At 35.1% G+C, this 17,615-nt stretch carries 7 protein-coding genes; 5 read left to right on the top strand and 2 right to left on the bottom strand.

What is annotated here, in order from left to right; genetic code table 11:
• Window positions 1–25: 25 nt before the first annotated feature.
• A complete protein-coding gene (locus tag BLT84_RS03495; protein WP_172822437.1) occupies window positions 26–1,771 on the bottom strand; it encodes a thiamine pyrophosphate-dependent enzyme in 1,746 nt (581 codons plus the stop codon).
• A gap of 51 nt (window positions 1,772–1,822) precedes the next feature.
• On the bottom strand, window positions 1,823–5,431 hold the full coding sequence (locus BLT84_RS03490) for a metallophosphatase (protein WP_157717896.1): 3,609 nt from the start codon (window positions 5,429–5,431) through the stop codon (window positions 1,823–1,825).
• Between the two features lie 224 nt (window positions 5,432–5,655).
• Between BLT84_RS03490 and BLT84_RS03485 the strand changes: the two genes are divergently transcribed.
• The 5 genes from BLT84_RS03485 to BLT84_RS03465 all read left to right on the top strand — a co-directional run bounded on the left by BLT84_RS03485 (window position 5,656) and on the right by BLT84_RS03465 (window position 17,560).
• The gene (locus BLT84_RS03485) at window positions 5,656–8,439 is read left to right on the top strand and encodes a triple tyrosine motif-containing protein (protein ID WP_231929450.1); all 2,784 of its coding nucleotides are present in this window, start codon (window positions 5,656–5,658) and stop codon (window positions 8,437–8,439) included.
• Window positions 8,440–8,680: 241 nt separating this feature from the next.
• Entirely contained in the window at window positions 8,681–11,707 is a 3,027-nt protein-coding gene (locus BLT84_RS03480) for a SusC/RagA family TonB-linked outer membrane protein (RefSeq protein WP_091262932.1), read from the top strand.
• 12 nt (window positions 11,708–11,719) lie between these two features.
• On the top strand, window positions 11,720–13,183 hold the full coding sequence (locus BLT84_RS03475) for a RagB/SusD family nutrient uptake outer membrane protein (protein ID WP_091262930.1): 1,464 nt from the start codon (window positions 11,720–11,722) through the stop codon (window positions 13,181–13,183).
• Window positions 13,184–13,203: 20 nt separating this feature from the next.
• Window positions 13,204–15,903 (top strand): PKD domain-containing protein, encoded by a 2,700-nt coding sequence (locus tag BLT84_RS03470; protein WP_091262928.1) that lies wholly within the window; start codon window positions 13,204–13,206, stop codon window positions 15,901–15,903.
• Between the two features lie 10 nt (window positions 15,904–15,913).
• Complete coding sequence (locus tag BLT84_RS03465; RefSeq protein ID WP_091267983.1) at window positions 15,914–17,560, top strand: family 16 glycosylhydrolase; 1,647 nt, start codon at window positions 15,914–15,916, stop codon at window positions 17,558–17,560.
• Window positions 17,561–17,615 lie beyond the last annotated feature (55 nt).

Genomic DNA, 17,615 nt, shown 5'->3' with positions numbered 1-17,615 from the left:
TTAATAGATCGAGAACAGCCGTTTATTAATCAAAATAAGCTTTAAGTTCTTTCTTTAAATTTTCCCATTGCTTTTTATCTCCTGTAATGGCTTGTGCTCCTTCTTTAATCTTAGAGGTACCAAAGCCTATTATTTCTTTTAGACCAATATGTGGAGGTAATGATAATTCTCCACTGCTTACAACAGCATCTATAATAAATGGCACTTTGCTGTGTTTTGCTTCAAGTATTGCACTTTCTATATCTTTTGCATTTTCTACTCTTACGCCATCGCCACCGCAAAGTTTTGCATATTCTGCAAAGTTTACGTTAGTCTCGTGCAAAGCATCTAGTGCGGGTTCTAAACCGGCTTCTTCCATCTCAAGTTTTACAAAGCTCAGTTCAGAATTATTAAAAATGATCACCTTAATAGGTAATTTATATCTTACCGCAGTTATAAAATCTTGCATTGCCATATTAAATGCTCCATCTCCAGATAATGCCCAGATTTCTTTTCCCGGATGTGCGAACTGCGCCCCAATTGCAGCAGGTAATCCAACAGCCATAGATCCATGATTAAAAGAACCTATTATTTTTCTGTTTGAGTGGAACGAAATATGGTGGGAAGCCCATATTGCAGAGGTTCCTGTTTCTACGGTGAAAATAGCAGAATTGGAAGCATGGGTATTCACCATATCTGCAAAAATTTGGGGATGAAGTGGTTTATTATCTCTAGAAACCGAAGCTTCCTCTTTCATGTTCTGTCTCCATTTTTTGAAATTCTTGGTTAATGTGTTTAGAAAATCATCTTCCGTCTTTACGTCAATTAAAGGTAAAACCTGAGTAAGAAATTCTTTTACGTCTCCATGAACTCCAACATCTACAGAAGTTCTATTACCAATATTCTCTTCGCGAATATCTACCTGAATGGTTTTTGTGCTGTGTGGAAGAAAATCTATGTAGGGGAAATCTGTGGCTAGCATAATTAGCAGATCACATTTCATTACTGCACTATATCCTGAAGGATTTCCAATTAAACCGGTTAGACCCACTACATTTTCTGTGTCATGATCAAATACATCACAAGCTCTAAGTGTATGTGTAATAGGCGCTTTTAATTTTCGTGATAGTTCTAGCACCTCTTTTTTGGCAAGTCTACATCCTTCTCCTGCTAGAATTCCGATATTCTTAGCATCATTGATAGCTTTTGCAGCCTTCTGGACAGAATTTTTTCCGGGGACCAGTGTAGCATCAGAATGAAAAATTGGGTGAATGAATTCTTCACTCTTAGCATCCATTTCAGCAATATTTGCAGCTATCTCAATTCGGCATACCGTATTATGAGCAACCGCAATCTGAATTGCTTTTTGCATAATCATGGGAGCTTCTTCTGGAGATCTAATAATGGCCTGATATTCACAAACATCTGCAAAAACCTTTTCCAAATCAACTTCTTGAAAGAAATTAGTGCCTTGCTGGCGTTGCGGAACCTGCCCGGTAATTGCAATTACAGGAGTGCGTTCTTTTTTAGCATTATAGAGTCCGTTAATTAAATGTAAGGCTCCGGGTCCTACAGTTCCTGCGCAAACTGCAAGTTTGTTGGTGGTAATACTTTGGCCAAAAGCGGCAAAAGAGGCATTACCTTCATGCTTCATCCCTATCCAGCTTACATCTTCCCTACCTTCTATGGCGCTAACAAAAAAATTTAAAGCATCTCCGGTAACTCCGTAAACACGATCTACCCCTTCATTAACAAGGATATCCAATAATTGTTCTGATACGTTTCTGCTCATCATTCATTATTTTTGTAGTGAATTCAGACAGATTCTAATCAATTGCTATTCTTAGAATTTAAATCCGAATGTAAAAATTACTCTGCTTCCTTCTTCACTGGTATAATATCCTACGTTTCCTGTAAAGGCACTAAATCCATTTACAAAAATAGACCCTCCATAACTTTGGTGCCATTTATCAGAATTGTCTATATCATCCCAAATTCTACCATAATCATAACCTAAGGTTGCTCCCAGCCTAATTGGAATGAAGTTGGTTTTAAATTTGGCAAAACCTACTCGTAGATCTGTACTTTGATAGATTGCAGATCTCCCATTAAATCTTTCATTTCTGTAAGCTCTTAAGCTATTATTACCCCCTAAAGTAGCTGCGTGATAGAATTCATAATTGTCTCCAAGAACAAATTCACTTCCAATCTTAGTTGCTAGCACTGCTACACCACTTGGGTGTATAGGGTAGTCTATAGAAACTGCCGGTTTTATATATGCAAAATGATTATCATTACCATCAATATTCTTTTTGTATCCCGTAGTAATGTCAAACTGCATTCCGGCATTAGGGAAAGCAGGGTTATTAGCTTTATTTAGGTATTGGTAACTTACCTCTCCACCGGCATAGATCTGTTCTTCATAAATATCATTTGGCGCAGGAAAATCCTGAGTAATAAATCTATCGTCATTATTAGAAACTTCCATACCCTCAATCATAGGAGTAATCATAAACCTACTACCTCTATTGTTCTTCCAAATTAAAGATGGTGCAAATCTCCATTGTTCAATATTAACACGATTATAATCTAAAGACACATCGTTTTCATCATAACTAGTTCCATTTCCTTTACCAAAATAGTTCATGGTAAAATTAGGACTGGTATAAAGTGCTTCAATTCCTAAGTTCCAGTTATAAAAGATATGTGCAAATTCTCCATTGTACTGAAATTCCCAACCTTGAGTAGCAAAATAATAGTTTAATGCCACTTTATGTTGTGTGGTAAATGGGTTTTTTGCAAGACCGTATGTGGTGTAGGTATCAGATAATCCGGCTTTAAGTCCAGCGTCTGTGCTGAAGCTTAGATTTGGGAAGATCTTATTCTGGGAATATTTTCTATTGGTATAATCGTAATTATTTACTTCATAAGAATCTGTAAGCCATTTGTGAGTTCCAGGATTTTTGATGGTATTATCTTTACTCTTATAATCATAGACTTTAGCATTTCTAGTATTTTCAAAATCGTAGATATCATGCTCTTCACCTCCTAAAACTTTAAGTTTTATAGGGTTATTTCCATCTCCAACAATTTTAAATTCATCATCACCATCCAATCCATAGATCCAGATTTCCTTGGTATCATTAGCATTATAGCTATTTTTAAATACCTCTTTATCTTTATTTGAAATAGAAATAGAGGTTATACCATCTTTCTCTCGAGTAATAAGAAATTTATCATCTTCTTCTGTACCAATAAGCACATCAAACTTATTTAAATGATCAAAATATTCCTGTGCAACCTCTTTTAAATTATCTCTTCTTTGTTTAAGAAGCATTTTAATTTTTTCAATGCTATCATCCTTCACATCTTCCGGAAGATTATTAAATGCTTCATCTATTTGGGCATCTGTAAGATTCTGTTGAATGTAAGTTACCTGATCTTCCCAATCTTTCCAGTCTGAAGTAGTGATAAGTGCATTATCTAAAGTATAAGCTGCAAAGTTGAACCATTTTACACTTTTAAGTGGTTTTTCAAAAGTTTGCATTGCTCTAAAAATTGGTACTCCCAATTTAATAAGTGGAATTATAGGTCCGTCATATTTTGAAAATGCCTGATCTCTATCTCTAGGTATTGGCTGATACATCTTTCTTCCGTCTTCCTGCTCAAATTCTGCCCATCTCCATTGATCAAAATGTCTATCCCAGTCTCCAATGAGCATATCAAAAAGTCTGGCTTTTATATATGCATCCTCGTTTACGTAAGCGTCTTTGGATTCTTGTAATTCTTCTAATAAATCTGTAGTGCTTAGAATATCATCTGCATTACCAAAGATCTCAAATTCTTTATTTTCGTCTCCCACATGTTCTTCCAACATGTAAAGTTCATCTCCATATTCATCATTAAATATCCCAAGACCTTTTTGTTTAGGCACATAATAGATCTCCGGGTTAGCGTGAAGAATATTAAGATCTTTAGAAAGATCATTTACCGCAAAAGGAGCATAAGGGTGAGAAGTAGTATAATAATCTTCTACAATTCTTTCTGCTACTGTATTTTGAAGATAATCTCCTACGTAATGGTCTTTAATGCTGCTTTGAATAAATCTTACGGCGCTCTTTTTTAAAGCTCTTAGCGTATATTCATTTTCATTATCATTAATTAATCGTAAAGATCGGGATTGATGCCCTCCACCTTCAGAAATTGGTCTCATATTGTTTGGTAGATCTTCCAAAAATAAGACTGGGGCCTCTATTTTCTTACTGTAAATTTCTCTGTAATGATCTCCCCAAACCCATTTATAGAAACCTGTTTTATCTGTTTCTTCGTCTGTATAGACAGAAGCTGCTTTTGTTTTACCATATTCTGTTCTTGGTCTATAGCTCACTTCATCTAAGGTAGTTCGTTGTCTTTTTATATTCTTTGTGAATATTAATTCTGAAGTATTGCCAGATACAGCGTAAAAATCTACCACAGAGCTACCATCTTTATAGATAGTAAGCTTAGCATACCCATTTTTATCTGATGCGAAATGTCCTTCTTTATGGATCTTAGCTTTTTGAGTTGAAGTAGCTGCACCACTAATAATTTGTGGAACTTCATGATGATCTAGATATTGCAAGTTTCTATCCTTTCCAGACACAAAGATCACATCTTCAAACTCTCTAGCTATTGCTTCCAGTCTATCATGCAATTCTCTTTGTTGCTCGTTATGGAAAGTTTGCGATGAAAATCCTCCAATCTTATTGATCAACCCGAATTTAGTGTTGGTAAGAATAGGATCATGTATAGCAACTATAATCGTTTTTCCCTGTCCGTCTTTTAATTCATCTCTAAATTCAATGAAGAATTGTTCGCGTGTTTTAAGATCACATTTGTTATTGATATATGGGTAATTATCCCAGTCTTCCAGAAACCATTGAGAATCAATCATGATCATGGCAATATCATCATTGATATTCTCACTTTCTAGTGCGCATCCATCATTTGGCCAGAATTTGGCTTTACTGTTATCCTGTAAAAAGGACTCTAGATCATCTAAAGCTTTGTGACCTTTCTTATTCCATTCATTCTCACCAGGAGTAAAGATGATTTCCCCATTAAAATCTTTTAAAGGTTGTAGTAAGTTCTTTTGAAGATATTCTTCCTCTTCTTTCCTTTTTTCATGATTCTTTTGATATCCATGCTCTCTGGTTAAGTTTCCAACTATGAGGGCAGTAGCAGCATCATCCTTTTGCGAAGCAATTGTTATTTGCTTAAGAATCTGTTGAGATATATCAGAATCATCTACACCCGTGTTAGCAGTGATATAGAAAGCTCTAGAAATCTCCTTATTTTCTGAAGATCTTACAACCTGAGCGAAAGTTGAATTTACAAGTAATATGATTAAGATAAAAAGTAATTTCTTAATTGATGCTATTTTGCAGATTATTGGGGTAAATGTTTTATCCATAGAGATTTGTGTAAGTGTGATAATGCTTAAATTTTCATAGAGGGGTTCAAGTTTCAAAAAATAAATTATTTTTTTACAAATTTTAACCAACTATAACATTTTGTAAATGGAATCTATTCTAGAAAATTGATATTTATAGGTTTATGCATTAAATTTTGTATCATGAAAATGATGTTTTAAAGCTGTTTCCGGAAATAAAATTAAATTAGCTCAAAATTCTACTATTGAAATTTCTTATAAATTTATTCTTTCTTCTTGGTATTACTCTTGGCTATTCTCAGGAGCTGCCGCCAGTAATTAATTTTGATCCAAATCAATACAATGCTGGGAATCAAAATTGGATGATCTCTCAGGGGACGAACAAGAATCTGTATGTAGCCAATGGCACCGGACTTTTGGAATACAATGGTGAGCAATGGAACTTATACCCGGTTCCAAATAATACTATTATAAGGTCTGTAAAAGCGGTAGGAGAAAAGATTTTTACCGGAGCTTATATGGAAGCAGGGTATTGGGTGAAGAATGAATTTGGAACTTTAAATTATACCAGCTTAAATAGTAAATTTCCTAAGCCCTTACATGATGGTGAGCAGTTTTGGCATATAGAAAATTTAGGAGAAATGGTGATTTTTCAGAGTTTTGAAGGGCTGTATCTTTATGATCCTGTTTCGGATAATGTGAGTAGAATAGATACTAAGGGAGAGCAGCCAATTACCAATCTTTTTAAGGTAAATGATCAAATTTATTTTCAACGTGCAGACCTGGGACTTTTTACAATTAAGAATGGAACACCACAATTACTTATTTCTGGTGAGGTGTTGGAAGGAACAGAATTAATGCAACTATTTTGGAGTGAGAATAAATTACAGCTTATTGGTCGTGCCGGAGGATTTTATTATTGGGATGGAAATGATTTAATACCGTCTCAACAAAATCTTACAGATAAGATTCAAGGGGTAAGTATCTATTCAGCTATAGATCTTTTAGATGATACTATGGTAATAGGAACTGTAGAGAATGGGATATATCATATAGATAAGAATGGAGAAATACTAAGTCACTTTAATCAAACCAATGGTTTGCTAAATAATACGGTCTTAAGTTTGTTTCTGGATAATGAAAAGAATATCTGGGCGGGCTTAGATAATGGTTTAAGTATTATTAATCTTAATTCCCCATTTGGCCTATTTCAAGATAAAAATGGGAAGATTGGCTCTGTATATACCTCGTATGTCTATAATGATTATTTGTATCTAGGAACAAATCAGGGTTTGTATTGTAAACGCATTAATGAAGAAGAATTTAAGCTAATTCCTGAAACAAATGGACAGGTTTGGAGCTTACAAATTGTAGATAGCACCTTATTTTGTGGACATAATAATGGTACGTATGTAGTAAACGAAAATATTGCGTCTCTTGTTTCTGATAGGTCTGGTACCTGGACAGTAAAGAAGTTGAAGGGTTTTTCTAACGTTTTTATTCAGGGACATTATAACGGTATCAGTTTTATTAAAAAGAATGAAAATGGATTTGAAGATATTCCAATGCTCAAAAATTTTCCTCATTCATCCAAATTCATTGTCCCAGAAGATGATGGGAGTATTTGGATCGGGAATGAGCATAAAGGAGTGTTTAGAATTTCAATTTCTGAAGACCTACGTGATATTACCGACTCTAAAAATTATAGATTTGAAGGTACATCGGGTATAACTTCTAGCATTTTTAAGTTCAATGATAGATTGTATTATGCCACTACCAAAGATATTTTCCAGTATATGCCTACTTCAGATGAATTCTCGAAGGATAATAGATTGGCAGAAGTTCTAAAAAAGGTAAATAGAATTTCAGGGAATATAGTTAATGAGGGAAGCGATAAGATCTGGGGATTTTCTGATAATTCTGTTTTCTATGTAAGTTTATCTCCTCTCAATTCTAAGTATAACTATAAAGCTATCTACCTTCCTAACGATCTTAGAAATGTAACTAAGGGCCATGAAAATATTACAAGATTTAATCAAGACACATATCTGCTAGGGACGGCAAATGGATACCTTACTTTTAATGAATCTGCAATTTCTGCAGAACTTTATGAAGTGCAAATAGATAGGATAATTAAGTCCACTCTAAATAATAATTCAGAATTGGTGAGTCTTAAAGGAGGAGATGCATTTCATTATAAATCTAACAATATCAATATTGACTATAGTATACCGGAATTTAAAAAATTTAATTTTCCTCTTTATAGTTATCGGTTAATTGGATTGAGTCCAACCTGGAGTGTATGGTCTAAATCTGCACGAATTAATTTCAATAATCTACCTCATGGTCACTATGAATTTCAAGTAAGAGGAAAGATAGGTGATACCGTTACCGAAATTGCTATATATAATTTTGTAATAGCTCGCCCGTGGTATTTAAGCTATGTAGCTCTTGCTGTATATGTATTGCTATTTTTGTTTATTATTTATTTGGTGAATAGTGCATACAATAAACATCATCAAAAGATTAATGAAGAAAACAAAAAGGCCTTGAAAATGCAGAATTTAGAGGCAGAGCAAAAGATCGTTAAGCTGCAGAATGAACAGCTTGAAAAAGAGATGGCAAGTAAGAATAAAGAATTAGCTGTTTCTACTATGAGTCTTATCAAGAAGAATGAATTCTTAAATAGCATAAAAGATCAATTAAAAGAATCAGACTCTTCCAAGGTAAGATCTGTGATAAAGACAATTGATAAGGATATCAGTGAGGCAGACAATTGGAATTATTTTAAAGAAGCTTTCAATAATGCAGATAAAGATTTTTTTAAGAAGATGAAATTCTTTCATCCAGACCTCACTTCTAATGATCTAAAATTATGCGCGTATTTAAGATTAAATCTATCTTCGAAAGAGATCGCTCCACTTCTCAATATTTCAGTAAAAAGTGTGGAAATTAAACGATATCGTTTGCGTAAAAAAATGGATTTACCGCGAGAAACGAACTTAGTGGAATACATTCTAGCCATTTAGACCTTTACTAAAGTCTAAAATAACTCTACATTACCTCTACAATACCTATAATTTGATATAGTACATATGTTTATGTAATCATTTATTAATTAAACATTTGTACATTTTACTCCTTGTTTTATAGGGTTTTAGTGTTTCACTACATAATTTATTTTCAATGTATGCCTTTTGTAAAGGTGGAATTGTTAGTGCCTTAACATTCTATTAATATATTGCTAGTGCAATTTTAACAAATAATCTAATGAAGAGATTTACATGCTTAGTAATTGTCCTTTTTGGGGGAATTTTTTCTATGTGCGCGCAATCGTTTTCGGTTCAGGGAAATGTCACAGATGAAAATAATTTACCACTATTAGGGGTCAATGTATTAGTGAAAAATGAAACTAGGGGAACTACCACAGATTTTGATGGTAATTATTCTATCGATAACATATCATCTGGAGATGTGTTACAATTTACGTATGTGGGTTTTATTTCTAAAGAGATCACCATAACAAATCAAAAATCTTTAGATGTAACCTTGCAATCAGACTCTGAAGCTTTAGCCGAAGTAGTAGTTATTGGTTATGGTACACAAAAGAGAAAGGATATTACGGGAGCGGTTTCTGTTGTTTCGGCAAAAACTATAGACGAATTAAATCCTATTAAATTAGAGCAAGCTTTACAAGGAACTGCAGCTGGGGTAAATGTTACTCCATCTTCTGGAGCTCCTGGAGCAGAAATCAACATTAACATTAGAGGTGTTGCCTCTAATAGTGAGAATGGTCCACTTGTATTAATAGATGGGTATCAAGGCAGTTTAGAAACCTTAAATCCAAATGATGTAGAATCTATTTCTATTCTAAAAGATGCGCAAGCTGCAATTTATGGTATTGCCGGAGCAAACGGGGTGGTATTGATCACTACCAAAGGAGGGAAGAAAGATACAGCACCTACTATACAATATGATACATATATTGGGATGCAACAGACCTCGAGAAAAATCCCTGTATTAAATGCTACAGAATATGCAGTGCTAATAAATGAAAGCTATGCAAATAATGGACAAGCATTGCCTTTTCCAGATGTAAGTGGACTGGGTACAGGAACAGATTTCCAAGACGAAGTGTTTGATACCTCTCCAATTATCAATCATAACTTAACATTATCTGGAGGATCAGAAAAAGTGACTTACTCTGTAGGTGGTTCTCATCTTTATCAAGAAGGTATTATTGGAGCTGCTAAATCTGATTTCAGAAGAAGTACAGCAAGATTCAATGTAGGTATTGATATTAGCGATCAATTTAAATTTACTGGTAATTCTATCTATACAAGTATTGATAGAAGATCTATTAATGAGAATGGTTTAGGATCTGTATTATTTAATGCACTAAACTACGCTCCAACTTTCGCAATAGATCAACAAGATACTAATGGGATCTTTGGGAATGAGATCATTAATCCATTATCTCAAATAGAGAATACGTTTAATGATTATAACTTAAATAAGTTTAATGGTTCTTTTAGTTTAGACTATAAGCCATTAGAAGAATTGGTATTTACTTCTAGAATTGGATACACTTTAGCAAATAGTAAATCTAAAACCTTTAACCCTATAATAGATTTCTACGGACCAAGTAAAGTTTTTAATAATGTAAGAAGTTCTGTAAACCAAAATAGAATTAATGATAACAGTTATACATATGACCTTTTTGGTACGTATGATAAAACTTTCAATGATATGCACCATGTTACTTTAACTGGTGGTATGACGGTTATTCGCGAATGGGGTGACGGTCTTTATGCAACAGGGTATGATGTTCCAAACAACTCTTATGAATTTGCAGATATTAGCTTAACCACCGGTACTAACGATGGTTTAAATAACTCTGCATATAAATATGATATTAGAAAATTATCATTCTTTGGAAGGCTTCAATATGATTTTGAAGGTAAATATCTTGTTTCTGGAATGCTAAGAAGAGATGCTTCCACTAGATTTAGTGAAGAGAATAGAGTTGGATACTTCCCATCGGCAACTGCAGGATGGATATTATCTGAAGAAGATTTTTTAAAGAATTCAAATACAGTAAGTTTCTTAAAGTTTAGAGCTAGTTACGGAATTCTAGGAAATGATGAAGCTGGAGGTGCAGAATTTTACAGATCCTTACTTAATGGAGAGGCTACTTATGTATTAGATGGAAATCTAGTTAATGGAACCGCACTAGGAAGATTAGCAAATCCGGGTGCTGGATGGGAAGAAGCAGAAAAGACCAACTTTGGTGTAGATCTAAGAATGTTTAAAAGCAAATTAGATATTACTGCAGATATTTTTAGAGAAGATAGAAATGATCTACTTGTTCAGGGAATACCAGTTTCAGGAATATTTGGAGGAGGAGCGCCGGGAGCCGGAGCACCTACAATTAATGCAGGTACTACCAGAAACGAAGGTGTAGAATTTTCTTTTAAATATTCAGATATTATTGGAGATGACTTTAGCTACAGCGTAAGTTATAACACCACATTTCTAAAGAACGAAGTTACAGAGGTTAATGGAACTGAATTTATTGCCGGTGGTAATTTTGGAGTAGGACAGCCGCAACCAGCTAGATTTCAGGAAGGTTTTCCAATTGGATATTTCTATGGATATAAAACAGATGGAATCTTCCAAACTCAGGCAGATGTAGATAATGCACCTTCGCAGGTAGCGTTAGGAGCTGCAGCAGCGCCGGGAGATCTAAGATACGTAGATATCAATGGAGATGGAGTTATCAATACAGATGATCGTACCGAAATTGGAGATCCAATTCCTACGGCTACCATGGGGCTTAACATCAACTTAAACTATAAGAATTTTGATTTTACTGCATATACCTATGCTTCTTTAGGGAATGATATGATAAGAAACTATGCAAGAAATCAACCTAATGTGAATAGACACGCCTTATATCTAGACAGATGGACAGGTGTTGGTACTAGCAATGATGTTCCTAGATTAACTACAGGAGCCACTTCAAACATTGCGTTTTCAGAATTCTATGTAGAAGATGCTTCATATGCTAGAATTCAAAATGTACAATTAGGATATTCTTTACCTGGAGAAATGCTTTCCAATGTTGGTATCAACAGATTAAGAATATATGCTTCAGTAAACAACCTATATACCTTTACAAAATATAAAGGTTTTGATCCTGCTGCATCTACAGGTGAAGCTATTGGAGGAGGTATAGATTACGGATTCTATCCGGTGCCAAGAATTTTTATTGCCGGATTAAATCTTAACTTTTAAAAACATCGCATAATGAAGATAAATAGTTCAAAATTTAAAGCTATTCTATTGTTACTCGTACTCTCATTGGGTTATGGATGTAGCGAAGAGTATTTAAAGGATACGCAAGAATATAATATTAGTTCTGAAAATTATTTCAACTCAGAAGAAGATTATTACAATGCGTTGATAGGGGTTTATGATATCCTGCAATCTACTTATGTAAACGTTCTTCTAGGTGAGATCGCCTCAGATAATACGGTAAGTGGTGGAGAAAGCGCTACAGATGTTATAGGGTTTCAACAAGTAGATGCAATGTCTCATACTCCGGTAAATGATAATTTGGATGATGTTTGGGATTGGAACTTTGCGGGAGTACAACGCGCAAATTACATTCTAGAATTTAAAGACAAGACCGAGTTTGAAGGTAAATCTAAGATAATTGCAGAAGCAAGATTTTTAAGAGCTTATTTCACTTTTGAACTGGTAAAATGGTTTGGCCCTCTTCCTCTTAAAGGAGATACTCGATTTGTTTTAGGAGATGAAAAAAGCATCCCTAGATCTCCAGTATCAGAAGTATACGCTCAAATAGAGTCTGACCTTCAATTTGCTGTAGACAATTTAGATTATACTGCTCCACAAGTTGGTAGAGCTACTAAAGGAGCTGCTTTAGCTTTACTAGGAAAAGCTTACTTATATCAAGAAAAATTTGCTCCAGCAGCAAGCGCTTTAACTCAGGTTATAGATAATGGTCCTTATTCATTATCAAATTTTAATAACCTTTTTGAGCAGGCTGGTGAGAATAATGAAGAATCTGTTTTTGAAGTTCAATATACAGGAGAAGAGGGAGCAGGTTTTGAGTGTCTTCAGTGTAGTGAAGGTAACGTAGCAGTAGGTTTTCAAGGGATTAGAAATTATGCCGGTCCTTTATTTGAGCCAGGCTATAGTTTCAATCTACCTACTCAAGAAGCTTATGATATTTTCTCAGATGCAGATATTAGAAAAGATCTTTCCATATTAGATATTGATGCTTGGGCTGCAGAAACAGGAGCAACATTTGCTGAAGGGTACAAGCATACAGGATTCTATAACAGGAAATATCTTCCACGCGAGAATGATAATGCTGGAGATGCAAACTTAACTCAGCCAAACAATTACAGATCTATTAGATATGCAGATGTATTATTAATGGCTGCAGAAGCTTTAAATCGTGGTGGTATAGATGATGGAAAAGCTAGTATGTACTTAAATGAAGTTAGAGAAAGAGCAAATCTAGAACCAGTAACTGTAACAGGAAGCAGCCTTACAGATATTATCTATTCTGAAAGAAGAAAAGAATTGGTAGGAGAAGGTCATAGATTCTTTGATCTTGTAAGAACTGGAAAAGCGGCGCAAGCTATAAATGGATTTACTTCCGGGAAGAACGAAATATTCCCGATTCCATTAGAAGAAATAGAATTTTCACAAGGTAACTGGGAGCAAAATCCAGGATATTAATAATTATAAACAAAGTAAAAATGAAATATATTAAACACCTATTAGTATTATTTTTAGTAAGTATTGTAACGGTATCCTGTGATGACGAGGAAGTATCCTACGCGTTAGATGACTTATCTGCACCTACAGACGTAAATGCGAAATTTGATATCTCTCAAGACGAAAAAGGTTTAGTAACTGTTATGCCAACGGCAAACGGTGCTACGCAATTTGAGGTTTATTTTGGAGATGAAACTGACGAAACTCCTACCATCCTTAATCCGGGTGAAACAGCAACTCATACGTATGCAGAAGGAGAATTTAATTTAAGAATTGTTGCTATTGGTCTTACCGGTTTAAAAAGTGAATTGGTAAGAGTGGTGACAATCTCTATGGATGCTCCAGAAAATCTAAATGTAGATGTTGCAATCTCAGGAACCAATCCTTATGAAGTGATGGTTACACCTACCGCAACCAATGCTACCGTGTACGATGTTTACTTTGGAGATATGGAAGATGAAGAGCCTACAACTATTATGAATGGAGAAACTGCAACTCATATCTATGCAGAAGTAGGAGATTATACCGTAAGAGTTGTTGCTAGAGGTGCCGGAGCAGCTACCTTAGAATACACAGAAGAAATCTCAATTACTGGTGCTTCTAATGCAATGAAATTCCCTATAACTTTTGATGATGCAACTGTTAACTATGAATTTGTAACATTTGATGGAGCATCGTTTGAAGTGGTCACTAATCCAGATCTTTCTGGAGCAAATACAGCTGAAACTAAAGTTGGCGCTATTACAAACAGTGGTGTAGCATATGAAGGTGGATCTTTCGAATTGGGAACACCGGTAGATTTTAGTGGAGATAATAAGACAATTACAATAAAATTCTGGTCTCAGAAAGAAGTGTCTGTATTAATGAAGTTTGAAGGTGGTGTTAATGATGAGCGCCAAAATGAAGTAGTAGCAACGCATGGTGGAACAGGATGGGAAGTAATGACATTCAATTTTGCAACTAGTGCTACAAAAAGTTATATAGATGGGAATCAAGGTGTAGGTGAAGCATTTGTTCCTACAGGACAATATTCTATCCTAACATTATTTGTTGATGGTGGAGGAACAATGGATGGTACTTTCTACATAGATGATATTATGAAAGCTGCTGTAGATAATGGAGATCCTTTGAAATTACCTTTGAATTTTGATGGAGATTTAGCATATGCAGCTGCAACTACTGGTACTACTTTTGAAGTTGTAACCAACCCAAATCAATCTGGAATTAATAATAGCGATACTAAAGTTGGTAAAGTAACCAATAATGGAGAGCAATACGAAGCTCTTACAGTGCAGCTTGATGAAGCTATGGACTTTTCTAGTGCAAGTAAAACTATTACTATGAAAGTTTATTCTATGACCGCTTATCCTGTATTATTTAAATTAGAGGCTGGTGTTAATGGAGAAAGAGCTAATGAAGTGGAAGTAAATCATGGTGGAACTGGTTGGGAAGAGCTAACTTTTGACTTTGCAACTAATGCTAGAAAGAGTTTTGTAAATGGAGATGGTGAGAACGGAGCACCTTTTGTTCCAACAGGAAAATATGACTCTTTCTCTATCTTCTTAGACTTTGCAGGAACAACTGCTGGAGATTTTTATATAGATGATATTGAGTTGAATGGAAATGGTGGAACAGACGGAGGTGAAACTTCTAAAGAACCAACAACAGCCGCTCCAACACCTTCTGCAGCATCTGCTAATGTAAGATCTATTTTTAGTGACGCTTATGGAGATCCTTCAGCTGTTAATTATTATCCAGACTGGGGACAGTCTACACAATATGAAATGGTAACTCCGGGAGGAAACGCTGCTATTAAATATAGTGATGTTAATTACCAAGGGATAGACCTTGGTGAAGAAATAGATGTAACAGGTTTTGATAAAGTTCATATAGATGTATGGTCTGGAGATTATACTTCTATAGATTTTTACTTGATCAGTAAAGCTTCTGGAGAACAAAAAGTTGCTTTAAATGTAGCACCAAATAAGTGGAATAGTTTAGAGATATCTTTAAAAGACTTCACAGATCAGAACCTTAGCCTAAACGATATTTTCCAATTTAAATTTGATGTTCAGCCAGAAGTTGGAGGTACCTTTTTTATAGACAATCTATATTTTTCTAAATCTGGAACTACAACAGGAGGTGGAACAGATAACGGAGGAGAAACTCCTAGTGGTACAGCTCCTTACAGCCCAATTAATTTTGAAGCTGGTGGTTACGGTGCAAATTTCACTTGGAACGTATTTGAAAATGCAGGAAATCCTGCATTAGAGATCGTAGATAATCCAAGTAAGACCGGAATTAATACATCTTCAAAAGTGGCTAAATTTACCGCCTTGAAAGATGGCCAGCCTTATGCGGGTGTAGAGTCTAAAAGAAATGCAGATCTAGGAGATTTTAAATTTGATGCTTCTAATAAGATCGTAAAGGTGATGGTTTACAAAACTACTATTAGTAATGTAGGTCTTAAATTTTCTGAAGCAAATGGAGAAGCTCAACTAGAGATCTTGGTTCCAAATACTAAGATAAATGAATGGGAAGAACTAACCTTTGATCTTTCAGGAAGTATTGGTGCTGGTGTTACAGGAGTGATCACCCAAATAATTATCTTCCCTGATTTTCAAGATAGAGATGCAGATAACGTAGTTTATTTTGACAACATCACTTTTGGAAGTAACTAAAAATATAAAGATGAAAAAGTTTAAGAATATATTATTTTTTCTTTTTGCGATCGGTTTGACGGTAAGCTGTCAGGATGACGATTATAAATTAGGAAAAGTTACCGTACCTTCTAATCTAGTAATAGATTTTGAGGTTGTAGGGCAATATGCAGATATGCCATATGGTGATGGTAGTGGAACAGTTAATTTCACCGCTTCTGCAGACGATGCAATGACGTATAAATACGTGTTTGGAGATGGGTTTACATTAGTTTCTCCAAGCGGAACAGCCTCACATAGCTTCAATAAGAACGGTGTTAATGATTATACAGTTCAAGTTATAGCAACAGGAGCCGGAGGAGTTCCTTCAAATAAAATGACAACTGTTACTGTTTTTAGTGACTTTAGTGATCCTGAAACGGCACAATTATTATCTGGTGGAGATTCTAAAACCTGGTATGTGGCAGCATCACAGCCTGGACATTTAGGAGTTGGTCCATCTTCAGGAGATGGGTTTGCATCACCAATCTATTACGCTGCACCGCCATTTGACAAAGCTGGAGAAAGCACTTCTTGTTTCTATACAGATGAGTTAACTTTTAGTTTAAATGGAGAGGATCTAGTTTACGATTATAATAACAATGGAGCTACTTTCTTTAACGCTTCTTATGCTGCAGATTTTGGTGGTTCTGGCGGAGATGATGCTTGTTTAGCATTTGATGGTTCAGGAACTAAAAATGTTTCATTATCCCCTTCAACTTCTGGTCTTCCAGCAGATCAAACTAGTGGTACTGTTATTAATATAGCAGACGGTGGATTTATGAGTTATTACATAGGTGCAAGTTCTTACGAGATTTTATCTATTACAGAAACTACCTTATATGTGAGAGCTATTATGGGTAACGATCCTGGATTAGCTTGGTATTTAAAATTTACTACTACTCTTGGTGATGCTCCTGTAGAAGAAGAATTTGAATCTCAATTTCAGGATTTATCTTGGTCTGATGAGTTTGATGGAGATGCATTAGATACTAACAATTGGAACTATGATATAGGAAATGGTGACAATGGTTGGGGAAATGGAGAAGCTCAATATTATACAGATTCTGAAGAAAATGTAAAAGTTGCAGATGGTAATCTTATAATCACTGCTAAAAGAGAATCTACAAGTGGATTTAACTTTACTTCAGCAAGAATCACTACAAATAATAAACAAGAATTCACTTATGGTAGAGTTTCTGTACGCGCAAAACTTACTTCTGGAGGTGGAACATGGCCTGCAATTTGGATGCTTGGCGCAGACTTTCCAGAGCAATCATGGCCTGGAGTTGGAGAAATGGATATAATGGAATATGTTGGGAATACCCCTGGTAGAGTTTCATCTGCACTTCACCTGCCTGGTAATTCGGGAGGTAATGCTATTGTAGGAGATGTTACAGGAGTTAATGATGCTACTTCAGAATTTCATATCTATGAAGTAGAGTGGACAGCAGATAAGATCACTTTCCTTTTAGACGGAGTTCCGCATCTAGAATTTGATAATGATACTTCTACGCCATTTCAGGACGATTTCTATCTTTTGCTAAATGTAGCTATGGGTGGTAGCCTTGGAGGAGCAATAGATCCTGCTTTCCAAGAATCTTCTATGGAGATAGATTACGTTAGAATTTATAAGTAATTACAATTTTTTTAAGCCAACAATCTCGGGGAAATTTAGGTTTCCCCCGGGATTT

Source organism: Gillisia sp. Hel1_33_143 (assembly GCF_900104765.1).
In the GTDB taxonomy this organism is placed as follows: domain Bacteria; phylum Bacteroidota; class Bacteroidia; order Flavobacteriales; family Flavobacteriaceae; genus Gillisia.
The sequence above is the reverse complement of the archived record's forward strand: the minus strand, read 5'-3'. Positions and strand labels throughout refer to the sequence as shown.

Bases quoted from the DNA above. Each gene is read 5' to 3' on its own strand.
- BLT84_RS03490 (WP_157717896.1), bottom strand. From the start codon at position 5,431: ATGGATAAAACATTTACCCCAATAATCTGCAAAATAGCATCAATTAAG.
- BLT84_RS03475 (WP_091262930.1), top strand. From the start codon at position 11,720: ATGAAGATAAATAGTTCAAAATTTAAAGCTATTCTATTGTTACTCGTA.
- BLT84_RS03465 (WP_091267983.1), top strand. From the start codon at position 15,914: ATGAAAAAGTTTAAGAATATATTATTTTTTCTTTTTGCGATCGGTTTG.
- BLT84_RS03495 (WP_172822437.1), bottom strand. From the start codon at position 1,771: ATGAGCAGAAACGTATCAGAACAATTATTGGATATCCTTGTTAATGAA.
- BLT84_RS03470 (WP_091262928.1), top strand. From the start codon at position 13,204: ATGAAATATATTAAACACCTATTAGTATTATTTTTAGTAAGTATTGTA.
- BLT84_RS03480 (WP_091262932.1), top strand. From the start codon at position 8,681: ATGAAGAGATTTACATGCTTAGTAATTGTCCTTTTTGGGGGAATTTTT.